Origin of the sequence: Pseudoalteromonas sp. SG43-3 (genome assembly GCF_014164385.1) — a bacterium.
Lineage (GTDB): Bacteria > Pseudomonadota > Gammaproteobacteria > Enterobacterales > Alteromonadaceae > Pseudoalteromonas > Pseudoalteromonas distincta.
The window spans coordinates 45,033-71,151 of sequence record NZ_JACJFC010000012.1 but is presented as its reverse complement, the minus strand read 5'-3'; the positions used below and the strand labels follow the sequence as shown (position 1 = coordinate 71,151).

18 protein-coding genes are annotated in these 26,119 nt (G+C 40.2%); 5 read left to right on the top strand and 13 right to left on the bottom strand.

Going from position 1 to position 26,119, the window contains the following annotated elements:
- Nucleotides 1-46 precede the first annotated feature (46 nt).
- A complete protein-coding gene (locus H5157_RS12600; RefSeq protein ID WP_182692454.1) occupies nucleotides 47-1,654 on the top strand; it encodes a DUF342 domain-containing protein in 1,608 nt (535 codons plus the stop codon).
- 39 nt (nucleotides 1,655-1,693) lie between these two features.
- Here the strand turns inward: H5157_RS12600 and asnA are convergent, their stop codons facing one another.
- Nucleotides 1,694-2,689 (bottom strand): aspartate--ammonia ligase, encoded by a 996-nt coding sequence (gene asnA, locus H5157_RS12595; protein ID WP_024595832.1) that lies wholly within the window; start codon nucleotides 2,687-2,689, stop codon nucleotides 1,694-1,696.
- Nucleotides 2,690-2,886: 197 nt separating this feature from the next.
- On the opposite strand from asnA, the gene asnC reads away from it, so the two are divergent.
- Genes asnC through recG form a run of 3 tightly spaced genes read left to right on the top strand, consistent with a single transcriptional unit; the run spans nucleotide 2,887 to nucleotide 6,213 of the window.
- Nucleotides 2,887-3,345, top strand: coding sequence for a transcriptional regulator AsnC (gene asnC, locus H5157_RS12590; RefSeq protein ID WP_024595831.1), 459 nt, complete (start codon nucleotides 2,887-2,889; stop codon nucleotides 3,343-3,345).
- 41 nt (nucleotides 3,346-3,386) lie between these two features.
- A complete protein-coding gene (gene trmH, locus H5157_RS12585; RefSeq protein ID WP_007580009.1) occupies nucleotides 3,387-4,073 on the top strand; it encodes a tRNA (guanosine(18)-2'-O)-methyltransferase TrmH in 687 nt (228 codons plus the stop codon).
- Nucleotides 4,074-4,131: 58 nt separating this feature from the next.
- Complete coding sequence (gene recG / locus H5157_RS12580; RefSeq protein ID WP_182712474.1) at nucleotides 4,132-6,213, top strand: ATP-dependent DNA helicase RecG; 2,082 nt, start codon at nucleotides 4,132-4,134, stop codon at nucleotides 6,211-6,213.
- 160 nt (nucleotides 6,214-6,373) lie between these two features.
- On the opposite strand, the gene H5157_RS12575 is transcribed toward recG, so the two are convergent.
- The 7 genes from H5157_RS12575 to H5157_RS12545 all read right to left on the bottom strand — a co-directional run bounded on the left by H5157_RS12575 (nucleotide 6,374) and on the right by H5157_RS12545 (nucleotide 17,524).
- A complete protein-coding gene (locus H5157_RS12575) occupies nucleotides 6,374-8,506 on the bottom strand; it encodes an alpha-galactosidase (protein ID WP_182724797.1) in 2,133 nt (710 codons plus the stop codon).
- A gap of 321 nt (nucleotides 8,507-8,827) precedes the next feature.
- Nucleotides 8,828-10,306, bottom strand: coding sequence for an SLC5 family protein (locus H5157_RS12570; protein ID WP_002958818.1), 1,479 nt, complete (start codon nucleotides 10,304-10,306; stop codon nucleotides 8,828-8,830).
- 53 nt (nucleotides 10,307-10,359) lie between these two features.
- Nucleotides 10,360-11,121: a SapC family protein gene (locus tag H5157_RS12565; protein ID WP_182716042.1), complete on the bottom strand. Its 762-nt coding sequence runs from the start codon at nucleotides 11,119-11,121 to the stop codon at nucleotides 10,360-10,362.
- Nucleotides 11,122-11,133: 12 nt separating this feature from the next.
- Nucleotides 11,134-12,660 (bottom strand): tryptophan halogenase family protein, encoded by a 1,527-nt coding sequence (locus tag H5157_RS12560; protein ID WP_154903749.1) that lies wholly within the window; start codon nucleotides 12,658-12,660, stop codon nucleotides 11,134-11,136.
- A 192-nt stretch (nucleotides 12,661-12,852) separates the two neighbouring features.
- Nucleotides 12,853-15,600 (bottom strand): TonB-dependent receptor, encoded by a 2,748-nt coding sequence (locus tag H5157_RS12555; RefSeq protein WP_182724796.1) that lies wholly within the window; start codon nucleotides 15,598-15,600, stop codon nucleotides 12,853-12,855.
- A gap of 187 nt (nucleotides 15,601-15,787) precedes the next feature.
- Nucleotides 15,788-16,762, bottom strand: a complete 975-nt coding sequence (locus H5157_RS12550) for an aldose epimerase family protein (protein WP_182724795.1) — start codon at nucleotides 16,760-16,762, stop codon at nucleotides 15,788-15,790.
- A gap of 363 nt (nucleotides 16,763-17,125) precedes the next feature.
- Nucleotides 17,126-17,524 carry a thioesterase family protein gene (locus H5157_RS12545; protein ID WP_002958811.1) on the bottom strand — a complete coding sequence of 133 codons (399 nt, stop codon included), beginning with the start codon at nucleotides 17,522-17,524 and terminating at the stop codon, nucleotides 17,126-17,128.
- A gap of 33 nt (nucleotides 17,525-17,557) precedes the next feature.
- Here H5157_RS12545 and H5157_RS12540 point away from each other — a divergent pair, with 33 nt between their 5' ends.
- Entirely contained in the window at nucleotides 17,558-18,262 is a 705-nt protein-coding gene (locus H5157_RS12540) for a 2OG-Fe(II) oxygenase (protein WP_182720176.1), read from the top strand.
- Nucleotides 18,263-18,282: 20 nt separating this feature from the next.
- On the opposite strand, the gene H5157_RS12535 is transcribed toward H5157_RS12540, so the two are convergent.
- The 5 genes from H5157_RS12535 to H5157_RS12515 all read right to left on the bottom strand — a co-directional run bounded on the left by H5157_RS12535 (nucleotide 18,283) and on the right by H5157_RS12515 (nucleotide 26,114).
- Nucleotides 18,283-19,518, bottom strand: a complete 1,236-nt coding sequence (locus tag H5157_RS12535) for a cysteine desulfurase-like protein (RefSeq protein ID WP_182724794.1) — start codon at nucleotides 19,516-19,518, stop codon at nucleotides 18,283-18,285.
- An 11-nt stretch (nucleotides 19,519-19,529) separates the two neighbouring features.
- A complete protein-coding gene (locus H5157_RS12530) occupies nucleotides 19,530-20,162 on the bottom strand; it encodes a 2OG-Fe dioxygenase family protein (RefSeq protein ID WP_002958808.1) in 633 nt (210 codons plus the stop codon).
- Nucleotides 20,163-20,362: 200 nt separating this feature from the next.
- Nucleotides 20,363-22,960 (bottom strand): bifunctional aconitate hydratase 2/2-methylisocitrate dehydratase, encoded by a 2,598-nt coding sequence (gene acnB, locus H5157_RS12525; RefSeq protein ID WP_039488618.1) that lies wholly within the window; start codon nucleotides 22,958-22,960, stop codon nucleotides 20,363-20,365.
- Between the two features lie 292 nt (nucleotides 22,961-23,252).
- On the bottom strand, nucleotides 23,253-24,314 hold the full coding sequence (locus tag H5157_RS12520; protein WP_154903746.1) for an OmpA family protein: 1,062 nt from the start codon (nucleotides 24,312-24,314) through the stop codon (nucleotides 23,253-23,255).
- A 390-nt stretch (nucleotides 24,315-24,704) separates the two neighbouring features.
- Complete coding sequence (locus H5157_RS12515; RefSeq protein ID WP_182724793.1) at nucleotides 24,705-26,114, bottom strand: YdiU family protein; 1,410 nt, start codon at nucleotides 26,112-26,114, stop codon at nucleotides 24,705-24,707.
- Nucleotides 26,115-26,119: the final 5 nt, after the last annotated feature.

Here is a 26,119-nt window from a genome sequence, read left to right as displayed (position 1 = left end):
GTTTTAAAAAACAAACTTAACTTAAGTAGTAAAAAAGGATTAACTCGTGTTTAAGCTTGCCAACAATGGAAATGTTTTACTTGATGTAAAAGAACATATTCCTCCCAGCGCTGCATTTATTTTAGAGGCTCTCGAAAAGTCAGCTTTTTGCGACTGCAAAATAGATCATGACGCTATTAATGATTTTTTTAAAAACGAAAACACACAACACACTCTGGTTGTAGCAACAAAACACAATGCCACTTTAAATGTAACAATTAGCGACGATAAAATGTTGGCCATTGGCGAGCTAACCCTTGCCCAAGGCGGAAAATTATTAAGTTTAGAAGATGCAAAAAAACAACTCGTTAAAGCAGGAATTGTGCGTGGCTATAAGCAAGCATTTTTAGAGTTGCTACTGCAAAAACAGTTTGAACATACAGCGGGTTCTGTCGTTAAGGGAGTATTAGCTAAAGGCAGACTACCAAGTGATGGTTTGGCTACTAAACTAATAACAACCGTAGAGACTTTAAAAGACCGTTTAAAAACTCCCAAGCTCAAAGAAGATGGCAGCGTGGACATGCGCGACTTTGGCAAGCTTGCAAGCGTAGAGCCAGGCTCTGTGCTTATTCGCCAACAACCTGCAACCCCTGGTAAAGAAGGCTTCACCGTAATAGGTGACATACTGCCCGCAAAACCCGGAGAAAATAAACAATTAGTGGCAGGCGAAGGCACCGAAATATCAAAGCTGAATCCGCTTGAACTAGTCTCTACTATTGCAGGTGTTCCGGTTGAAATTAATAATGGTATGCGTGTCGACGATATTTTTACCATTTCAGATGTAAACGTAAAAAGCGGCCACATTGACTTTCAAGGCAGTGTTATTGTTACCCGCAATATAGACCCTGGAATGAAAGTAACAGCCAAAGGCGATATTACTATATTTGGCACGGTTGAATCAGGAGAGCTTACCGCAGGCGGAAACATCACCGTTAAACAAGGCATTATTGGCCATCAAAAAGCCGACGAACAATCCCTGTCTTGTAAGCTTATTGCACGAGGTGATATTCACGTCTCTCATTCACAGTATTGCTACCTAGAAGCAAATAATATTTTTATTGATCGCCAAACAAGCCACTGTGTAATGAAAGCTAAACGCTTACTGCAAGTTGGTCAATCCGACTTACCTAAGGGTAAAATATTTGGTGGCGAAATACTTGATGCAACAACCCTCATTGCTGGCGAAATAGGGAATGAATCAGGCGCTAAAATGATTATTAACCTAGCGGCTTCTGGCGCCGAAATAACAGCAGATACTGATAATTGCTTTAAAGACTTAGCTAAAACAGATGCACAGCTAGACACGTTGCAAGCAGCATTAGAAAAAACTGATTTAGTGAAGGATGCCGAAAAGAAAAAACTATTAATTACTAAAATTGGTGCTACTCAAAAGCATTATTGTGAGCAGGCAGAGCAATTAGAAAAACGTCTTTCAAACTTAGATCACGACTTACACGATTTACTTAACGATGCTAATTTAGCGGTAAATTCTGTTTTGCATTCAGGTGTAGAGATTCATATTTTTGATAAAGTACTCAAAACAATCCGCAACTACCCTCCGTGCAACGTTAAACTTTTGAATAACAAAATTGAAATAGAGTTCAAAACAAGCTAATAACTGAGTGCTCTATTGAGCACTCAAATTAATTCACGTTTAAAGTAAACCGCTTACCTCAGCATGTGTTTGCTGCGGCCATACACCCACTTGTACTTGACCAATATGCTGTTTTTGTAGCAAGAGCATAGCTAAGCGCGACTGCCCTATTCCACCGCCAATTGTTTGCGGAAATTTACTTTGTAGTAGCGCTTTATGCCAATCAAACTCTAAGCGGTCTTCATCTCCAGTTGTACTTAACTGCGCTTTTAAAACCTCAGGACTTACACGTATACCCATTGATGAAATTTCAAATGCGTCTTCAAGTACTGGGTTCCATACTAAAATATCACCATTTAAACCCATATATTGATCGCACGTTGGCGTAGACCAATCATCGTAATCTGGGGCTCTTACATCATGGATTTTGCCATCACCAAGCGCGCCACCAATACCAATTAAAAATACAGCACCATATTCTTGTGCAATGGCTTTTTCGCGCTGTTTAGCGCTAAAGTCAGGGTACATTTTACGTAGCTCTTCACTGTGCACAAACTTAATGTCGTCCGGTAAAAAAGGCGTCAAACCATAAGACTCTCTTACAAAAGCTTCCGTCTCTTTTATCCCTTTATAAATAGATTGAACAGTTTGCTTTAGTGTTGCCAGCGAACGCTCTGTGGTTTCGTTAATTACTTTTTCCCAATCCCATTGATCTACATATACAGAATGAATAGGACTTAATGAATCTTCATCTGGGCGCAAAGCTTTCATTTGAGTGTAAATACCCTCACCAACACCAAAGCCATAAGTTGCGAGTGTTTTACGTTTCCACTTAGCCAATGAATGCACCACTTCGTAGCGGCTATCTGTAATCGCTTTTACATTTACAGCAACTGCGTTTTCATGGCCGCTTAAGTTATCTTGCGTGCCGTCACCTACTTTAGCCAAAATAGGGGCTTGAACCTCAACCAGCCCAAGTTGGGTTTCTAGTTGCTGTGAAAAAAATTGCTTAACTTTACTTATTTGCTGCTGTTGCTGCACATAGTGTGAACTCATAATAATTGGCCTCATTCCCAGTTATTGTTACTTGCTTAATTGATAAAAAGCGCCCTAATGAGCGCCTTTAATGAGGTTAATGTAACGATTTGATGAATTAATTCAATATCCCATAATAAAAATAGCTTTAACATATTAAAACCATCAATTAAGTGGTATAAAAATCATATATTCGATAATTTTATGAGAAAAATATAATGGAAAATTATTTAATCGATAATCTCGATAAACAGATACTTCATGCATTAATGGAAAATGCCCGTACTGCGTACGCCGAATTAGCAAAAAGATTTAATGTAAGCGCTGGGACAATTCACGTAAGAATTGAAAAAATGAAGCAAGCAGGGATCATTACAGGCACCCAATTAACGATTAATACTAAACAGCTAGGCTACGATGTGTGTTGCTTTATAGGTATTAATTTAAATAACGCACGTGATTACCCACAAACACTTATAAAGCTAGAAGCATTGGAGGAAGTGGTAGAGGCTTATTACACAACAGGTAACTACAGTATATTTATAAAGGTAATGACAAAGTCCATTGATCACTTACAAGATGTGCTGATTAATAAAATACAGGCAATAGAAGCTATTCAGTCAACAGAAACTCTTATTTCTCTACAAAATCCAATTAGCCGTACGGTAATGCCTTAACTGCAAAAATCTCGTATAATTGCCGAAAAAAGAGGATAACCATGCAGCAAACTCGCTACCAAAGAATCGAAGACGTACTTTCGCGCCGTCAAACAGACTTAACCGTGTGCTTAGAAGACGTGCACAAACACCATAACTTATCTGCAATAGTACGAAGTGCTGATGCGGTTGGTTGTCATCACGTACATGCTGTATGGCCTGAAAAGCAAAAATGGCTAACTAATAACACCTCAGGCGGCAGTAAAAACTGGCTAGAGACGCACTTACATAGAAATATTGATGATGCTGTTACTGCAATGCGTGAACGCAATCCAGAAATACAAATATTAGCAACTCACTTATCAGAAGATGCCGTTGATTTTAGAGAAGTAGATTACACCAAGCCAACGGCTATTATTGTTGGACAAGAAAAAACAGGGATATCAGAAAAAGCCCTAGAATATGCCGATCAAAATATTATTATTCCAATGCAAGGCATGGTGCAATCACTAAATGTTTCAGTTGCTGCTGCGCTAATATTGTTTGAAGCACAGCGCCAACGCGAGCTGGCTGGTTTATATAATAGAGATATGTTGAGCGCCGAAGTTAAACATCCACTTTACTTTGAAGGCTGCCACCCTATTATCGCAAGGCAGTGTAAACAAAAAAAATTACCTTATCCTGCACTTGATGAAAACGGCGAAATAGTCGCTGACGAGCAATTTTGGCAAGCTTTAAAACATACTTGATGGACTAAAGCTCTGTAAGTACACTTAACTTATTCACAAATAATAAGATTGATATAATTTGTCTAAACCTAGCTTAAATCAATACCCAATTACAGAGCTCAAAGGGGTCGGCCCAAAAATGGCTGAGCGTTTGTTAAAGCTAGGTATTTTAACTGTGCAAGATATGCTTTTTCATTTGCCACTTCGCTATGAAGATCGCACTCGCTTATACGCGATTAATGAGTTGTCACTACATAGCCACGTGAGTGTTGAAGCAACAATTGAAACAAGCCAAATCACGTTTGGAAAAAGGCGCATGCTTGTTTGCCAAATCAATGATGGTACTGGCAGGCTAACACTACGATTTTTTAATTTTACCGCTGCACAAAAAAACGCATTTAGCGCTGGTAAAATAATACGTTGTTTTGGTGAAGTGCGCCGTGGCCGTGTTGGCTTTGAAATGAGTCATCCTGAATACAGCATCAGCGATACCTCTAACGAGCAGCCGGTAGCGACAACATTAACGCCCGTTTATTCAACAACCGAAGGCTTAAAGCAACTATCGATTAGAGCTTTAAGCGAACAGGCTATTGATTTACTAAATAAATACTCAGTAGAAGAACTACTGCCTTCACAGTGGCAGCCATCAAATATGCCGCTAAGTGACGCCTTATTATTACTGCACCGCCCACCAAATAATGTTGATGTAGCTGCATTAGAGCAAGGTACTCACCCTGCTCAACAGCGCCTTGTATTTGAGGAGTTACTTGCTCAAAACCTCAGCTTATTAAAAGTGCGAGAGCAAGGGCAACAAGTGAAAGCCGTGGCATTAAATCCGGTAAACACATTAGAAAGCCAATTTTTAGAGCAACTTCCTTTTGCACCCACAAATGCGCAAAGCCGCGTAGTTGCTGAGATTAAAGGTGACATGCAACACGCGTATCCCATGATGCGTTTAGTACAAGGCGATGTAGGCTCTGGTAAAACCCTAGTAGCAGCACTTAGTGCACTAACAGCCATTGCGCAGGGCTTTCAAGTCGCTTTAATGGCTCCTACTGAAATTTTATCAGAGCAACATGGTGTTAATTTTACAACGTGGTTTAATCAACTAGGTATAACAGTTGCTTGGCTTGGCGGTAAAACAAAAGGCAAAGAGCGCGTAGCAACACTTGAAAAAATAGCCTCTGGTGAAGCGCAAATGATTGTAGGTACTCACGCTTTATTTCAAGATGAAGTTAAGTTTAATAACTTAGTGCTTATCGTTATTGATGAACAACACCGCTTTGGTGTCCACCAGCGTTTATCACTGCGTGAAAAAGGTAAGTTTGGTGATTGTTACCCTCATCAACTAGTCATGACCGCAACACCCATTCCACGTACACTCGCCATGACCGCCTATGCCGACTTAGAAACCTCTGTGATTGACGAGCTGCCACCTGGGCGTACGCCAATCACAACAGTGGCACTTCCTGATACTCGCAGAGACGATATTATTGCCCGCGTTAAATTAGCGTGTAACGAGCAAGGCCGCCAAGTTTATTGGGTGTGTACACTTATTGATGAATCTGAAGTACTGCAATGCCAAGCAGCGGAGGACAGCGCACTGCAGTTAAAAGAAGCATTACCAGAGCTAAACGTAGGCTTAGTACATGGGCGAATGAAATCAGCTGAAAAACAAGCCATTATGAGCGAGTTTAAGGCAGGTAATATACATGTTTTAGTTGCCACGACGGTTATTGAAGTTGGTGTAGATGTCCCTAATGCGAGCTTAATCATTATAGAAAACCCTGAGCGCTTAGGCTTAGCACAGCTGCATCAGTTACGTGGGCGAGTTGGCCGTGGCGCTACTGCATCGCATTGCGTGCTTTTATACCACGCACCACTGTCTCATACCGCTCAAAAGCGATTAGGTGTACTACGCGATAGTAACGATGGCTTTGTGATAGCAGAGCGCGATTTAGAAATTCGTGGCCCTGGTGAAGTACTCGGTACAAAACAAACAGGGTTAGCCGAGTTTAAAATTGCCGATCTTACCCGCGATAAGCACATCCTCAACCAAGTTAGACCGATTGCACAGCAAATGCTTAAGCAACACCCAGAGGTTGTTGACCCGCTAATTCAACGTTGGTTGGGTAATAAGCAAAATTACGCGCAAGCGTAACCACTCTATTTTCTATATTTTTGAGTTTACTAAGTTAATTTACTAAATTAGCTTACTAAGGATATAAAAAAGTCAGCTCTAAACAATATAGAGCTGACTTCTGATATCTCAATAGAGCAGCATAAAAGCGATTTTCGCCCTTTACTGCTCTTAGTTAAATTTAAGCTTTATTAAGCTCAAATATAAGCGATGTTTGCGGGAATGAAATTGGCATTTGTAAACCAAACTGCATTAGCGCTTCACCTGTAAATGTTTGACCATTTACCGCAGCAATAGAAGATGGGCGATACTCTTCAAATTTTACCGGCCACACTAAATTAAGCGTGTACTGCGCATCGGCATCTAGGCCAACAAAACGAAGCTTATTAGGCGCTGTACGCGGTGTTTCGCGAACGCTGTTATAGGCAAATAACGCTTTTGTTTTTTGCGCATCAATTAAACCAAAGTTAATTGATAAATCGTCGCTATCTAGGCGGTATAAATCGGCAGCATGAATAAACTCACGATGCTCTTTATGAAGTGCTATTGCGGCTTTAAGTGCATTGTATTCGTGATCGGTCAGTTCACGTGGGTCCATTTCGATTCCCATGTGGCCAAACATTGATACCGCAGCACGCATTTCAATACTTACATTACGCCCTGTGATATGACAATCGCGTGGGCCTACGTGTGCACCCATAACCGACGATGGGAAAAAGAAAGAACATCCACGCTGTATTTCAAGGCGATCTAGCGCATCGTTTGAATCTGACGTCCATACACGATCTGTGTGTGCAAGTACGCCGTAATCTACACGTGCACCACCTGACGAACAGCTTTCTATTTCAAGACCAGGGTGCGCCGCTTTAATACGGTCAATTAAACGATAAAGTGCCAATGTTTGCTGATGCACAGCAGGCTTGCCATCAAAATTACCCGCATGGTTAATATCGCGGTTCATATCCCATTTAATGTACTTAATAGTTGGGTATTCAACTAAAATATCGTCGATGGCTTTGTATAGGTACTCAACAACCTCAGAGCGCGTTAAATCAAGTACTAGCTGATTTCTAAAGCTTAACTGTTCGTTGTTTTGGGAGCCTAAAACCCAATCAGGATGCGCGCGGTATAAATCACTATCTGGGTTGACCATTTCTGGTTCAAACCAAATACCAAACTCCATACCTAAGCTATTCACATGATCTATAACGGGTGATAAACCATCGGGGTAAATTTTGTAATCTACTGTCCAATCACCTAAACCAGCGTTATCGCCACGGCGGCCTTTAAACCAACCATCATCAAGTACAAAACGCTCAATACCTAACGGCGCTACTTTGTCGGCTAGCTGCTTAAGCGTGTCTACGTCGTGATCAAAGTATATGCCTTCCCATGTGTTGTAATGCACAGGACGTGTTTTTTCACGCTGTGCTTGGCTAAGTAAATTAGCTTTAACAAAACGATGAAAATTACGAGAAAGCGCACTAAAACCTTCACTCGAAAACGAGCCATAAATGCTCGGGCTTTGATATGTTTGACCTTTAGCAAGCATAAGCTCACCAGGAAGTAATAGCTCACCCATTTGTACATAACGACGACCTTCAGCTAAAAGCTCTGCGCGTAGTTTATTGTTACCACTCCAACCTAAATGAAAGCCGTAACATTCGCCGTGTTGCTCGCCTGCATTTTCGTTATGCACTAATAAACCAGGAAATACATCGTGTGATGTTTTGCCTTTACGGTTTTCGCGAACAAAACTGCCTAAAACTAAATCAACCGATTGACGTTGAAATTCATTTGACCAACGACCTTCAAAGCTCACTATTTTGCTTACGCTATCTGGTAGCTGAAATGTTGGTGCTGCGCAAAAGTTCACGCTTAGCGGTAAGTCGCCTAAATTAGTTAATACAGTATGTGCGCTTAGTACATCAGTGTTTTTATCAAGTGTAATGCTGTGCACGACTTCAATACTACGAAGCTTATCTACGCTTACAAATTCAAGTGTTGCGGCTGAAGGCTGACGCACTTCTTGAAGCTCTGGCCCTACTGACCATGCGATTGAGTCGTTTACTAGCTCAAGCCCTGGCGCACCAGTAAAGCCCTCACCGAGTAGTGGAGATAGAGAAATAGGCGCTTCTTCAACCACGGCACATTTTACTTCTTGACGCGTAGCAAGCTGAGTTAGCATTGTTTCTGTTGTTTGCTCAGATAGGCGTTTACCAAAGTACAGTAACGCCGGTGTTTTGCTCTGGCAGTCGAAAATAACGGTGCTGTTTACACTGTCTAATCGATAAAATGATTTAGTGTCGGCCATGATTTTCCTATCCTCTTGTTCATTGTGTGAGTTATAAATATAACGAAAATTAGTAAGCTACACTATGTACTAAATGTATCTCATTGCTTGAGCCACAATCGATCAGACAGTGACATTCAATAATAATAGTATATATCATATAAATTAGATTTTGATAGTCTTTACATCGCAAATAGTCAGATAAACTCACTGGAAATACCACAGTAATAAAAAGTATTAACCTAACCTTAGCTTTGAAGTTGCCATGTTGCTTTTAATACATATAAAAAATCGGCCAGAGTTGCCCCATGACCGATTTTGTCAGCTTAAACTATTTACAATCTATTTTTGTACTTGTACTTGTCCTGCGTCATCAAGTGCCGGTGTTTTACCTGCCCACTGCGCATTCAAACCAAATACCACTTTATTTACTATCAATGCAAAAGCTACACATACAATCAGTGTAATTGGCATTAAATGAATGTAATGAATGTCAGTATGTAGTGGTGAGTTTGCAAACGTAAGCATGCCGTACATTACAACACCTAAAATTACTGCTGCAATACCTGCACGTGCATCAACATTTTTAAATAATAAGCCCACTACAAAAATTGAGAATATAGGCATACTTAATAAGCCGTTTAATTGCTGTAGTAAGTTAATAATACTGTCGGCTTGCTGGTAAATTGGTACAAGTACCAGTGTTAAGCTTGTTAGTAGCAATGTTACGTAACCACTTAGCTTTACAACACTTGGCTCTTTATTAAAGTAAGCTTCGTGAATGTCACACACGTATAGTGCTGTAGCTGAATTTAATAAGCTGTTGTAAGTAGACAGCACTGCCGCCGCCATTGCCGCTGCAAACACACCGGTTAACCATGCTGGCATTACATCACCTACAATTCGACCATAAGCAGCGTCGCCAATATCGCCGTAAAGTTTAAACGAAATGATACCCGGTAATACCACAATGGCAGGGACGATTAAAAAACGAATTCCCGCTGCGGCAAATATACCTTTTTGCGCTTCTTTAACATTAGGAGCAGCCATGGCTCGTTGCGTAATTGTTTGGTTAGTACCCCAGTAATACATTTGAATAAAGATCATACCGGTTAAAAGTGTTGGCCATGGAATAGGTGAATCAGCATCGCCGATGAGTGTTAAGCGCTCCTCAGGAATACCCGTAAAGTCATAATCAATCGCATTTAGTGCTAAAAACACCACTAAAACAGCCATACCTAGTACCAGTAAGCCGTTATAAGTATCAGACACTGCAACTGCACGTAGACCACCAAAAAACGCATAAATAGCACCTACAATGGCAAATGCGGTGGCAATATACATTAGCGGAATATCAACCTTAAACATGGTTTGCATAAACAGCGCACCTGAGTAAATTACCGCTGGCATGTAAATAAGTGCATTACCTAAAAAGAATAATCCCCCAATAACAGCGCGAATATGTTTGTTGTTATAGCGCTTTTCTAAAAGCTCTGTGGTCGTTGTACAGTTGTATTTATAATAAACAGGAATAAACACTTTGGCTAAAATAATTAAGCCAATAATCGCCGCAAGCTCCCACCAAACAAGCAAAGCCATTTGGTTACCATTCATACCCACTAGTTGGTCGGTACTTAAGTTAGTAAGTGTTATTGAACCTGCAACAAACATCCAAGTAAGGCCACCGCCCGCTAAAAAATACTCTTTGGTTTGGCTTTGTCCGTTATTACGATTTTGACCTCGGCATTTCCAATAAGTAAGGCCACCAATTAAAGCGGTGACAAAAACAAAAACCACCAGCTGTAAAATGTTATCTGACATGTGTGTGTCTCCTACGCGTTACGCGCAATGTCTGTGTAATAAAAAAGTGCACGCTACAGCGCGTGCGCATCTCGACTTAGTTCTAACTTAATTTGCTTTAAAGGCATAAGTTCGGGACGTTGGTTGTGCAGCTTTACCAATGCATTTAACTGAAACAGTGAAATAAGCATACTGTTAAGCACACTTAGGTAACCTTGCTTGTGTAAGTTTGCAACGGTATCGCTATCTAAAGTTTGCAGTTTGTCTTCATCAACGGTGCTCAAACCTTGAATAGTTTGGATTTCGCCTTGTTCAAACTGCAATACAATATCTATGTTTTTAATAAGCCCTAAGCGCGCTACTTCTTGGGTAAATTGATACGTTTGATAGTCATTTTTTAAGTCGCTTTCTAACAGTTTTTGCTGTGCACTTAAAAATAAACTCGGGTTACCTTTAGCATCAAATAGTGCCTCGCCTTGCTGCGTATTTACGGCTGAGCTTTGATCATCAATCGCAATAAAGTAGTCGCTGCTATTTGCTTCACGGGTCATTAAATAAAGAGGGTGAGTTTGTATACATACCGGTGTGTAAAGTGCCTGCCATTGGTTGTTATTAACCAATAAACTTTGACCTGCACTAAAGCTGGTTAACGCTGATACGGTATAACTACCATTTTGTGTATTACGTGCTAAAAAAATAGGTAAGTCGCAGGCTGCTTTTGCCACTTCGTTAGCTCTTAAATTAACTAAATGCTGCGTTTTTGCATATTCAACACCTGCATTAGGGTTAATTTTTAATGTTTGGTGTTTGGTGTTTACTAGTTCACTAATAGCCATAGTTACACATCCTTAAACTGGGTTAGCCGCTAACCACTGCTCAATATAAGCGCGGTGTGGCGGCAAAGTTTGCAACATCTGCTGTGTAAGCTGGCTGTTACGTTCAATTATTTGTTTGGCTTGCGCGTCTTGTGAATACAAATAAGCCTGTTTAGTAAAGTCTGGTTTGAAGCCCATACCATATAAAACGTACTGGTAGCTGGCGGCTGGGAATAACTCTAATGCGCCATGAAAATCTTGAATAAGCGGGCCACGGCTTCCCCAAAGCAGTAAATCTTCTTGCAGGGTTTGTGGAATAGTATTGGGCTGTACATGTGCTTGCCAGTAAGGTTCTGGGCGCTTGGTTAGCATGTAATGCAGCTTTAAAAAGTCGATAATACGCTGCCAGCGGTAATCCATCTGCTCGTTAAAGCGTTTAGCTACTATAGGCATTACTTGTGTATCTGCTGGCATGTGCTCTGCTACAAAGCGTGCTGAAATTTCAACAAGCATAATAGCGGTTGCTTCAAGCGGCTCTACAAACCCTGCTGACATACCCACTGCAACACAGTTTTTATGCCAAAACTTCTCACGGTAGCCCGACTCAAAGCTAATTTTACGGGCAGTTAAACCGTTTGCTGCATCGCCTAAATAGTTTCGTAAGTTTTGCTCTGCTTCATCGTCTGATAAAAATTTGCTTGAATATACATGCCCTACACCACGGCGATGCGTTAAACCTATATCCCAAATCCATCCAGCGTTTTGCGCTGTTGCTATGGTATGGCTGGCTAAGGAGTCATCGTTTTCATCGTAAGGGACTTGCATCGCCAGTGCGCTGTCGTTAAATAGCACGTGGTCCATTTTTTTAAACGGTACGTTGAGCGCTTGGCCTAATAACAATGATGAAAAACCAGTACAGTCTATAAATAAATCGGCGCTTATAATGCGGGTTTGATCTTTTAGAGTAAGCTCATTTATTGCACCATCGTCATCAAGTTTTACCTGATCAACAGTACCAATAATATGCTCTACACCAAGCTTACTTTTACAATGTTGTTTAAGCATTTCTGCAAAAGCGCCGGCATCTAAGTGATAAGCGTAATTACAGTTACCTTGATATTCACCTTGCGCTATACCTCTTGGGGCTAAGCTTGCTTCGCAAATATCATGTTGAAAATTAGTTTGCTGTGCAAAGTCTTCAACATTATCTAAATAAGGGGCTAAATCTATGCGGCCGTAGCCTAGCGGTACAGTAAATGGATGGTAGTAAAAGTCATTGTTGCCGTGCGTCCAATTTACAAATTTACCACCTTGCTTAAAGGTAGCGTTACAGGCTTTAAATACATCAACTTCACGCAAACCTATTTGCTGAAGTGTGTTTTTCATCGTGGGCCAGGTACCTTCACCTACACCAATTGTTGGAATATCTGACGATTCAACCAACATCACTTTTAAGCCATCACCATTTTTACCTTGGTGATACGAAGCTATAATTGCAGCGCTCAACCATCCTGCTGTGCCGCCACCAATTACTGCGATTGTTTTTATTGTTTTATTCATAATGGACTACTCTTTGAGTATCTTTGATAACGTTTTATACAACAAATGCCCGGTAGGGCATTTGGATTTAATGTGGCTTCATTTTAGCCAATTAGGTTAACTAATATACATTACTGTTAAATTAACCTAATTGGTATTAGCACTAATGTACTGCAATGAAACAAGAGGCGAGAAGTTCGCCTCAAACATTAATTAAAACGATCCGCGAATACCAAACGCGTAACGTGAGCCATTATCTTCCACTGAATAAATTTGGTTAGCAAAACGACCTGTTTGTACTAACTCTTCTTCAGTGATATTGATGCCTTCTGCAAAAATAGTGAAGTTTTCGTTAATATCGTAGCTTGCACTAATATCCCACTGGCCGTACGTTTCTACGTTCACTGGTTCACCATTGAAGCCGTTATCAACTAAGCGTAAAAAGCCTTCACGGTTGTTAAATGCAACACGTGCTTGCCAGTTGTCTTGCTCATAAAACAATACTAAGTTTTGTGAATCGCCCAAACCTTCAAGTGCAAATGTTTGAGTTGTATCATCACCTACACTAATGTCGCTATTCACAACAGTCGCATTGGCAATAAAGCCAAAGCCATTTTCAAACATGTGAGTAACACCCACTTCGAAGCCTGTTACGGTTGCAGACTCACCATTTTGAGGACGGCTTACAGTGTAAACTTCTGAGCTACCAATAAGTTCGTCATCTGTTTGGTCTGTACATGTAGTACACGCAAAATCAGGACCTGAACGGTCAGACATTTCGTATGTTTCTGCACCCGTTAACGTAACAATAAAGTCGTCAACTTCTTTACTAAATACTGCAAAGCTAAATAAGTTAGCATCGTTGTAGTACCACTCGTAAGAGATATCCCAGTTTTCTGATTGGAATGGTTTAAGTGCTGGATTGCCACCACTTGCCGTTAAGTTTTGACGACGTGGTTCGTTAAAGTTTGTCGCAGGAGATAACTGAGACATAGTTGGACGAGTAATACTATCGTACGCGGCAAAACGTAAAATCATATTATCTTGTAGCTCAAGCTTAACGTTGAAAGACGGTAGTAAGTTTGAGTAGCTAGTACCTTGTTCAATATTAGTCGCAGGGCCAAATACGTTAGCAAACAATGTCGCATCTGAAGTTGGAACTACATCGCTAATAAAGCTTTGTATTGCAGCAACTTCAATATCAGTTTCTGAGTAACGAGCACCCATATTAACGGTTACTGGCATATCAGCTAAATCAAAACCAAGCGTAAAGTCCATGTATAAACTAGTGATGTCTTCGTTAATTGTGTAACGGTTATTTTGTAGCGTTGGCTCTACTGGGAAACCTTGATCGGCTAAGTAATCAAGCATTTTATCGCCATCGTAGCTATAAAATGTATCGATCAAACCAGGGAAGTAATTACTCGCTGTGTATGCTTCAAAATCAATTTCATCAAGCGGTGCTTGTGTACCGTAACCACAAAATTGACATTGGCTACCAAATACTTGGAAGCTTGATTTTTCACGCTCTTGGCGATAAGCACCAAAGTTAATACGCTCTACTGGGCCTTTATCTGGCACGTATTCAAAATCGGCTTTTACTTCAGTGATTTCATCTTCATCAGTAAATTGATTACCAATTTCGTTGTAGTGAAGACGCGCTAGGCTTGGATCTGGCAATGAACCATTTTCAAAGCCATCATGCTGTACGGTAGGAATGCTGCCTGTACCGTCAAAAGTATAGCTGTTAATAATACCCACTACGTTAAAACGATCATTACCTGCACGGTCGTTTTCAGCTGTTGAGCGAGATACATCAAATTTTGCTTTTAGTGACTCGTTTACTTGCCAGTCAACATTAATACCAAATGCTTTATTAGTTACGTCACGTGAGTTACGTGTATGTGATACAAAGTCGCTTGCAGGGTCGCCACTTGGTGCGCCTAAGCCAACTTCTTGAGAGAAAGTTAAAAGCGTACCCGTTTCAGCATCAATTGTTGCGCTGCCTACACGGTCTGGTTCGAACCAAGATGCTAAATCACGCACTGACGAATCAACTTCAAATTTTGAAATTATTCCATCAACCGTAATCGTAACATCGTCAGATGGTGCATATTGAAGTACTAAACTTGCGTTTGTACGTTCACGGTCTTGCTCATCAACTACTTGGTCCCAGTTACGTGGAATGTAGGCATTTTCAAACAATACACCATCAGTTGGGTTAGATATTGTTTGGCCACCGCGCCAACCTGCCGTTAAAATTTGGTTATTTTGAAGTTTACGTTGTTGATTAGTGATGGCAAAAAGCACACCTAGCTTGTCATCGTTAAACGTATTACTTATTAAGAATGATGTTGATGGAGATACTTCTTCAGAAAGGCTTTCGTACATACCTTTAACTGAACCTAAAATATGTAAACCACCAAAATCAAAAGGGCGTGCTGTAGTTACGTTAACCGTACCACCAATGCCGCCTTCTTGAAGCGTTGCAGTATTACTTTTATAAATATCAGCACCGGTGATTTGATCTGCTGCTAATACATCAAAATTAAATTCACGACCTGCACTGTCTGTCGCAATTTGACGACCATTAACAAGTACAGTATTAAATTGTGGACCAAAACCACGAATAGTTACCGCTTGGCCTTCACCACCACTACGGTCAATTGCTACACCTGTAATACGTTGCAGAGACTCTGCTACGTTTAAATCAGGAAATTTACCAAGATCTTCTGCTTTAATCCCGTCTGTAACAACATTAGATGCTTTTTTATCTAACATTGATGAACGTAAGCTGCTGCGGATACCCGTTACTGCGATAACTTCAACATCTTCATTTACTACTGTAGGCGTATTGCCTTCAGCGCCTTGAGCTGCAACGCTTCCGCTTGCCAATATACCAGTGATAGCAATACTGAGCGCGGTTTTCTTGTTGAACGATAACTTATTGTTAATTACCATTTTTTAAAAACTCCTGATTGTGTGTAGTCGTTGTGTCGTTGTGGTAGTGCGTATAGTTTCAAATACTATTTATATTATAAATACTTTAAACCGGCAAAAAGTGCAACCTTTTCCTTAATTATGGATAGCATTCAATTACCGTATATTTTCTTTTGGTTTTCTTTTAATTAACATTAAAGAACTGTATTCACTCAGAAAAAGAGTAAATAATAACCTGTTCGTATTTCTCTGCTGGCAATAAATTAGCCTTTGGAAAATTTTCACGATTTGGCGCATCTGGCCAATTTTGCGCTTCAAAACACAAAGCTTGCCGTGCTTTAAAAGGCGAACCAACAAAGTTTGCGGTATAAAGCTGCATGCCTGGCTGCGTACTTTTAAGGGTTAAACTAACGTTCGTGTGTGGCGAAGTTAATGTAGCCATCGTCTTTAAACTGCTGTCATCATTAAAAATATAGCAGTGATCAAAGCCATTTCCAGCTTCTAGCTGAGGATGAACGGCGCTTAAGGCCTCACCAACTTGAGCTGGCTTAGTAAAGTCAAAGCAGGTACCGCAAACTAAAGCGGCTTCATTAAGTGGAATACTAGTTGTATCAATAGGAAGGTAACGATCGGTATTAATTTGAACAAGATGCTCATTAATTGATGAGCTGCCATCAAGATTAAAGTAGCAATGGTTAGTAAAGTTAACGAGCGTTTCTTTATTGGTTAGCGCTTTAAAGTGCAGAGTAAGCTCGCCGTTTTTAGCGCTAATAGTTTGCCAAACCTGCAACTCACCGGGGAAACCTTGTTCGCCGTCGGGCGAGCAATAATAAAGCTCAACTTCACTTTCAGTTTGTTTGGTTACTTGCCAAAGTACTTTATTAAAACCTTTAACACCGCCATGTAGGCTATTAGGACCGTTATTTGCCTCTAATTGATACTGCGTACCAGATAAGCTAAAACGCCCCTTTGCAATACGATTAGCGTATCGACCTACTGTAGCGCCTAAGTAAAATGGGTTTTCAAGATAGTATTGAGGGTCATCGACGCTAAGCGTCATTTCTTGTTTTTTAAATTTAATGCTTTTTATTATTGCGCCAAACGGTAAAATTTCAGCTGTTAAATTCTCACCATCACTGAGCTGAATAACTTGTAAAGGCTGGTTACTGGCAATAGATGTCACACGCATACTCCAATCAAATTACCGAATTAACATTTCCTGTTATAACGGCGCAACAATATATAATATAAATAGTATATAATTGGAGCCTGCAACTCAATCTAAATACGTTAAAATTTCTCGACAAAAATTTATACCTCTTCACTTAATTAAGTGATCTATTTTGAGGAAAGAAAATCGTGTTGATAACAAGGCAAAAATTTCGTTATTTAGTTGTTCTATATCAGAAATTTTTAACGCAGTTATCGTCAGATTTAATCCCTCAAATTGATTAAGTATTATTGAGGATAGGTATTCCAGCTGCCATTATTTATTTACACTAATCCAGCTCAGCATGAGCTTATATAAAATATAAGCTTTGTAAGGTTAACTCCCTTGGTAAATATGCTCGTTAAGCGCCGCTTTTTCGTCAATGCTAAGCGCTTGCTTTGATTTAGCAATAAAATCGTACCTCACCATCACAGCTTTTCCTATTGCGCAGCATTTATCGTGTTGCCATGCTTCTTGCCTAAGTGTAAAAGAGCTAGTGCCTATATGCTCTACAGAGGTTTTTACGGTCACTTCGTGGCCATAAAATAATTCGCCCACAAACGACACTTCAACTTTGGCGATAATCAATTTCCAATCATGTGGATTTAAGTCCGGTGTAAAAAACTTAAAAATAGGTCCACGCGCGACTTCAAACCATACAGGGAGTACGGTATTGTTGATGTGTCCGAGTGCATCTGTTTCGCTAAAGCGCGGCATCACTTTTTCAATAAACATAAAAATCCAATAATAATTATATAAAGGTAAACCATGACGGACTTTATACGCGTTATTAATAACGCATTAAGCGATGAGTTTTGCGATGAATTTATTTCCACATTCGCGCAAAGCCCGCATGTAAGACAAGGGGTAACATCGGGCGGTGTCGACTTAAAGAAAAAAGACAGCCACGACCTACACTTAAATAATCACCCCGAATATGCACAACAATTAAAACATATACAACAAACGACTGCACAGCATGTTTTTAAGTATGTTGAAGAGCATATTTTTATGATGATTGGGGCATTTGGCTTAAAGGTTTATCATCCAAAAACAGGCGAAGTAGTCGATTTAACCCAAGAGAATTTTGAAGAAGTGGGTAAACCGCAATTACCCGTTTTAGTTCAGCAAATTTTTAGACTCGGTAACATTCAAGCGCAAAAATACGAAGTAAACAAAGGTGGCTACCCTTACTGGCACAGTGAAGTTTATCCGCAGCTACAGCACAATGAAGCTTTGCATCGCGTGTTGTTATTTATGTTTTACTTAAACGATGTAGAAGAAGGTGGTGAAACAGAGTTTTATTATCAAAACCGTAAAATCGCTCCTCAAAAAGGCACTATGGTAATAGCACCTGGCTACTTTACACATACTCATAGAGGCAATAAGCCAGTATCAAACGATAAGTATATTTTAACCTCGTGGGTATTGTTTAACCGTGCAGAACAAATATATGGTGCGCCTAAGAGTTAGCGCACCAAAATCAGTATTATTTAACCAAGCAGTTCATCAAATAAATTAAACAACTGATCTAGCTCTTCAATGGTGTTGTAGTGCATACAACCAATGCGCACTACGCCGCCTTTATCAAGCACATCTAATTGCTTGCACAACCCTTGCGCGTAAAAATTACCATCCCACACGCAAATATGCTGCTTACCTAGAAATTCTGAAACGGCGCGTGGCTCAAGCCCTTCAAAAATTAAAGCAAAAGTAGGTGTACGCTCATTAAGGCGATCAAAATCATCAATACCAAATGACTTAATACGTGGATAATTAACCAAGCGCGTTAAAAAGTGTTCGCTAAGCGCCATTTCGTGCTGCTTAGTTTTAGCAAAAGCAACGCTTAACTTTTCGCGGCGTGAATGGCTATCGTCAAGCTCGCTAATCGCCGCAATGTAATCAACAGCTGCGATAAAACCAGCCATTGCTTCAAAGCTTTGCGTGCCGGTTTCCCAGCGACCTGGTGCTACGTCTTTAGCTGGCTCAACCTTGTAAGGCGTAAACCCGTCTAAATGTTCTTTTTTACCGTAAACCATACCTAAATGCGGGCCAAAAAACTTATACGCAGAGCACGCTAAGAAGTCGCAATCAAGTGCTTGCACGTCAACAAGTTCGTGCGGTGCATAATGTACGGCATCAACATAAACAAGTGCACCTACAGCGTGAGCAAGCTCAACAATACGTTTAATATTATTAATTGAACCTGTGGTATTTGAAGCGTAAGTGACCGCTACAAGCTTAGTGTTGCTGTTTAATAAGCTTTCAAATTGCGCCATATCTAAGCTGCAATCAGCTTCGTTAATTAAAGCCGTATTAACTTTAACGTCTTTATCTTCTGCAGCTTGTTGCCACGACGATACATTCGAGAAGTGATCGGCATTGGTTACAATTATTTCATCGCCAGCCTGCCAGTCGCGTGAAATTGCACGGCTAAAACTAAACGTAAGGCTGGTCATGTTTGGACCAAACACAATTTGTTGTGAGCTAGGTGCATTAAGTAAGTCAGCGGCGGCTTGGCGCGCATTCGCCATCAACTCAACCGTTTTATCACTTGAAAAAAACGCGCCACCTAAGTTCGAATTATAATGACCTAAATAAGCTGTCATCGCAGTAAGCACCGATGTTGGTACCTGCGAGCCACCTGGTCCGTCTAAAAATATTGGCGATTTACCATCAACGTTCTGCATTAATGCTGGAAACTGCTCACGTAATTGCGTTATGTTCATGCTTAACTTCCTTAAGACGTTAATACAAAACAATCCAGGTAACCTGGTTTGCTAGCATCAATTTTGTTCATAGGTGTTGCGTTATGCCACACTTGACGGTCGTTTATTAATGCAAACATGCCGTCTTTTATTTCCATTTTAAAACAAGGCTCAGCTTGCTTGTTTTCGTATACAAGCAGTTCGCCACCTTCTAAGTTCTCGTGAGAAACACCGCATATACATACATGGTCAAAACCATCTTGATGCACGCCTTCTGGCGCTGCAGGTGTATCGCTATCAATGGCAAGCATGCGGAACTGATGAATTTCAATATCACGCTGCTCATCAATACCGGTAAGTTGGCGAAACTCATTTACAATGCTTTTCATGCCCTCTGACTCAAGTAAACTTTGCTCTAAATTTTCGTAAGTACGCTCTACATTGCCTTGAAAAGTATTAATTGAATCATCTTGAACAAATGCTTTGGCTTGCTGTAGCTTTATTTCACCATTTTGCATTTTTACTACTGAATAACGACGTTTACGAAAGGCACCATCTGCATAAAGGTTTGCAGGAAGGTTATCAAAAGAAGGTTTAACCAAATCAATATTTGCTTGGTTAACAAAACGTAGTTGCAATAAATTCTGGTTGTTTAATGCTGTCATAAAATCTCGCCTAAAATAATGAGAATATTGATAAGGATTTTAATGCATTTTGATAGGAATTTTTGCGCGATTAATTACTTTAAAAGCAATTTAAGACTAGAGTTAATACAATAATATAAAAAAAGAAGCATGAACTATCTAATATTTGTTTTAGCCAATAAAAAACCCGCCGAAGCGGGTTTTTAAACAAACTCTAAAAGTTATACAGCTTGTTGAATAATCACGTTGTCTGCTTTTTTAGTGTAAGCAGGCATACGGTGGAAGTTTAAGTAACGGTAAGTATCTGCAGCCGTTGCATTAATCTTCGCTGCGTATTCTTGGTACTCAGCTGGAGTAGGTAGTTTACCTAAAATAGCCGCTACTGCAGCAAGTTCTGCTGAAGCTAAGAATACGTTCGCGCCATTACCTAAACGGTTAGGGAAGTTACGTGTAGAGGTAGACACAACCGTTGCTTTGTCTGCAACGCGTGCTTGGTTACCCATACATAGTGAACAACCTGGAGTTTCGATACGTGCACCTACACGACCAAAGATACCGTAGTAACCTTCGTCTGTAAGCTGATCTTTATCCATCTTAGTTGGCGGGGCAACCCAAAGCTGAGTTGGGATACGACCTTTAAAGCCATCTAGTAACTTACCTGCTGCGCGGAAGTGACCGATGTTAGTCATACAAGAACCGATGAATACTTCGTCGATTTTCTCGCCAGTAACATCAGATAATAAACGTGCATCATCTGGGTCATTTGGAGCACAAAGGATTGGCTCTTTAATGTCTGCTAAATCGATTTCAAGTACATGTTTGTACTCTGCATCAGCGTCAGCTTCCATTAGTTCTGGGTTAGCTAACCAATCTTGCATTGCAGTAATACGACGCTCAATAGTACGTACATCGCCGTAACCTTCAGAGATCATCCATTTAAGCATAACAATGTTTGATTCTAGGTATTCTGCGATAGACTCTTTAGAAAGTTTAACCGCACAACCTGCTGCAGAACGCTCTGCAGATGCATCTGATAGTTCAAACGCTTGCTCAACAGTTAGGTGTTCAACGCCTTCAATTTCTAGTACACGACCAGAGAATTCGTTAATTTTACCTTTTTTCTCAACTGTTAATAAACCTTCTTTAATACCGAAGTAAGGGATTGCATGTACAAGGTCACGTAAAGTGATACCTGGTTGCATTTCACCTTTAAAGCGAACCAAAATTGACTCAGGCATATCAAGAGGCATAACACCTGTAGCTGCTGCGAATGCTACTGCACCCGAACCTGCTGGGAATGAAATACCTAATGGGAAACGTGTATGTGAATCACCACCAGTACCTACAGTATCTGGTAATAACATACGGTTTAACCATGAGTGAATTACACCATCACCTGGGCGAAGTGACACACCGCCACGGTTCATGATGAAATCAGGAAGCGTATGGTGAGTGTTTACATCGATTGGTTTAGGGTAAGCCGACGTATGACAGAAAGACTGCATTGTTAAATCTGCAGAAAAACCTAAACATGCTAAGTCTTTAAGTTCGTCACGTGTCATAGGACCTGTTGTATCTTGCGAGCCAACAGTTGTCATTTTAGGTTCACAGTATTGGCCTGGGCGAATACCTGGAACGTTACACGCTTTACCAACCATTTTTTGCGCTAGTGTGAAGCCTTTTTCAGACACTTCTGTCACTGTTGGTACTTTAAATACATCAGTTGGACCTAGGCCAAGTGATGTACGTGCTTTATCAGTTAAACCACGACCAATGATAAGTGGTATACGACCACCAGCACGAACTTCATCTAAAATTACATCAGATTTAAGTTCAAAAGTTGAGATTACTTTGTCAGTACCGTGGCTCTTAACAACACCTTCGTACGGGTAAATATCGATTTGCTCACCCATGTTAAGCTCATCAACATTTAATTCGATTGGTAATGCACCTGAATCTTCCATTGTATTGAAGAAGATTGGAGCAATTTTATTACCTAGACATACACCGCCAACACGCTTGTTTGGTACGAATGGGATATCATCGCCCATGAACCAAAGTACAGAGTTAGTTGCAGACTTACGAGAAGAACCAGTACCAACAACATCACCTACATATGCAAGTGGTAAGCCTTTAGTTTTTAATTCTTCAAGCTGAGAGATTGGACCTACTTCGCCTGGCTTGTCTGGTGTAATTCCATCACGTTCAATTTTTAGCATTGCTAAAGCATGAAGTGGGATATCTGGACGAGACCATGCATCTGGTGCTGGTGATAAGTCATCAGTATTTGTCTCGCCAGTTACTTTAAATACAGTAACTGAGATCTTTTCAGCAACAGCTGGCTTATTAGTAAACCATTCTGCATTTGCCCAAGACTCAATAATTTGCTTAGCGAATGTATTACCCGCTTTTGCTTTTTCTTCAACATCGTAGAACGCATCAAACATAAGTAATGTATTTGAAAGGCCTTTAACTACGATTGGTGCAAGTGTTTCGTCATCAAGTAGGTCAATCATTGGCGCGATATTGTAACCGCCCAGCATTGTACCTAATAATTCTGCCGCTTTTTCTTTAGAAACAAGTGGAGAATTAGCTTCACCTTTAGCTACAGCTGCTAAAAATCCCGCTTTGATATAAGCAGCATCATCAACACCAGCTGGTATACGCTGAATGAACAAATCTAAAATGAATTCTTCTTCACCTGCAGGTGGGTTTTTTATTAATTCAATAAGATCAGCAGTTTGCTGAGCATCTAATGGCGCTGGTACGATACCTAACGCGGCACGTTCTTCTACGTGTTTACGATATTCTTGTAGCACAATATTGCCCTCTTGGTGACGTGAAAGTATCCGGTAGCGCTTTGGGCGCAAATAAGTTACCCAATACTTATAGTATTCTAACGCGTAATTATAAAGCTTTTATGGATAGATGAAAATCCATCCAGTTGCGCAACTGATTATACCGATTATAAATACTATGAATAGTGGTTGTAGTAAAAACTATTTTCATGAATACTTATTAAGTAAGAATCATTACCATTAACTAATATTAATTTATTACAGGCATAAAAAAACCCAGCACTTGGCTGGGTTTTTATTACAAACTATTTAATTAACGTAAAACTTTAACGTTTTTGATAGTTTTGATATGCGCTTCTACACGACGGTTTTCTGCGTTTGCAGCTTTAGTGTTTGCATCATTTTTAAGACGCTCTTCACCTAAACCAACTGTAGTAATACGGTCTTCAGCAATACCATCAGCAACAAGTTGCTTAGCTACAGCATCAGCACGTTTTTTAGATAACCATTTGTTGTAAGTTGCTTTACCTACAGCAGAAGTGTGACCTTCTAATAGTACTGTTGTATCTGGGTACTCTTTTAAGAATGCAGATACTTTTTCAATATCATTTAAGTATTGAGTAGATACTGCAGAAGCATTGTTAGGGAAAGTCACTAATAAGCTTACTGTTACTTCTTTATCTTCATATAAAGTACAACCAGTACCATCCACAGCATCAGTCATAGGTGTGTTAGCACACTTATCATCTGCATCAGGAATGTTATCGTTATCGCTGTCTACAGGAGCTACAGCTACTTCAACTACTTTAGGCTCTGGAGCTGGTTTTACTGGCTCTACAGGAGCAGAGTTTTGGCCAAATAAGTAGTTAATACCAATTTTAGCACCAACATCTGTGTAACCACGGTCAAGACCTTGGTATACAGCTGTTTCAGCATTTACAAATAAGCCATCTGTAATGAAATGTTGGTAACCAACACCTGCATTTAAGAATGTGTTGTCATCAACTACGTCAATTTCTTTAATACCGAAAAGACCATAGAAAGGACCGCCGTCTAAATGGTAAAGAGCATCAATACCGTAACGCTCGCCATCAATATTGTTACGGTTGCCAGCAACTTTATCAAAAGCATTAAAATCCATGTCTGCATATTCAAGACGTGCGCTCCAGTAATCACTGAAACGGTAACCAGCTTCAACACCCCAGCCAGTTGATTCGTTTACGTCAAGACCAGCTTGGTCACGCATGTTTTTCCAAGATGCGTCATAGTAGTCGCCAAATGCGCCAATGTAGAAACCTTCTTCTTTATCAGCAGCGAATGTAGATGCGCTAGTTGCAGCCAACGCGATTGCAATTGTAAGTGATTTTAATTTCATTGTTTTCTTCCCATTTGAACAATTTTAAATTGTAGCTAATCGATACTAGCTCAATCAGTTTTATATAGACTAACTGAGCCTTTGTTAATCAATACTTAACGAAAAATAAAGTTTATTACTTTTTTCTATGCCTTGTCGCAACACACATCCACTTACTATAGGCGAAATTAAAACTTTATTGAAAAATAAATGTAGTAGTTTTTTGTAAATTAGTACTTAGCAAGGAATGTAAGAGCAATTAAATTAAATGCACTTATAAATGCAAAGAAATATTGCTTGGTTTTAATTGTGCGCATAATACCACCAGAATTAGCATTCCCCTAGGTATATGCGCATGTTTGATTAAAAAATGACTCTTTTTAATCATGTGGTTATATTTAAAGTTAAGTATTAAGTACCACAAAAAGTCTGGTAGTCATTATCATTCGTCGGTGGAGAGCAAAACTCTGATAACTCTTCACAGTTAGAATATGGATTGCTGGCTATTTTTATAAAGCGCTGTAGCAACTCGCTGGATCCTGTAGCGTTATATTGTGCAATTATTTCTTCGATCACATGATTACGCGGTATTACACGAGGATTTACCGCTCTCATTACTTCATAACTATTATCGTCAGTTAAACTTACCCACTTAGCTCTCCATTCAATTAGCGACTCAGGTACGCTTTTTTCTCCTTTTAAGGATTCAGTAAGCGCATCAAAGGTATTGGTGTAGTCGAGCTGATTATCTTTTAATAGCGTTAACAGCTCTGCTATTAACTCGCCACTACTATCGCTAGATTCAGTTAAACCCAGTTTTTGTGCCCACATAGCCGTAAACTCAGCATTAAACTGCTCAGCAAAACTATTAATAAATGGCGTCATTAATAAAACTGCTTGCTCGTCATCATCGCTAATAAGCGGTATTAAACTCTCAGCTAAGCGTGCGCAGTTCCAGTTAGCTATATTAGGTTGATTACCGAATGCATAGCGGCCTTGTTTGTCTATAGAGCTAAATACGGTATCAAAATCAAAGCTATTCATCATGGCACACGGGCCGTAATCAATAGTCTCTCCGCTAACTAGCGTATTATCTGTATTCATTACTCCGTGAATAAAGCCAACACGCATCCAGCTCACAACTAGCTTAACTTGGTTTTTAATCACAGCGCCTAAAAATGCTAAGTATCGCTGCGAACCTGTATCGGTTATTTCTGGGTAGTGTCGCTCTATAGCTAAATCGGCTAAATTTTTAAGCCCTTCAACATCGCCTTGCGTCGCTAAATATTGAAACGAGCCAACACGAATATGACTCGTTGCTACACGCGTAACGATAGCCCCTGCTTGTGGCGGATTACGATAAACCGTTTCACCACTACCAACAACCGCTAAGCAGCGTGTGGTTTTAACTCCCAGTGCATGCATTGCTTCGCTCATTACGTATTCACGAATAGCAGGACCAAGAGCACAACGTCCATCCCCACCTCTTGAGTAAGGAGTAGCACCAGAGCCTTTTAATTGAATATCCCATAACTGGTTTTCATCATCACTAATAGCGCCCAGTAAGTGCGCTCGTCCATCGCCTAAGCGTGGTGAAAAATGTCCAAATTGGTGCCCAGAGTAACCAAGTGCTACTGCAGGAATCGCCTGTTTTTCGTTACCGCTAAAAGTGCTGGCACGTAAATCAGCCGCAACGTTAATATTAAACTCTTTTGCTAAACTCTCGTTCCACAGCAATAACTGAGGAGAGGCGACACTTGCAGGGAAATCTTCTATCGCGAAGTTTTCTGCAACATCTGTGTATCTTGGCACTAATTTCATTGTAA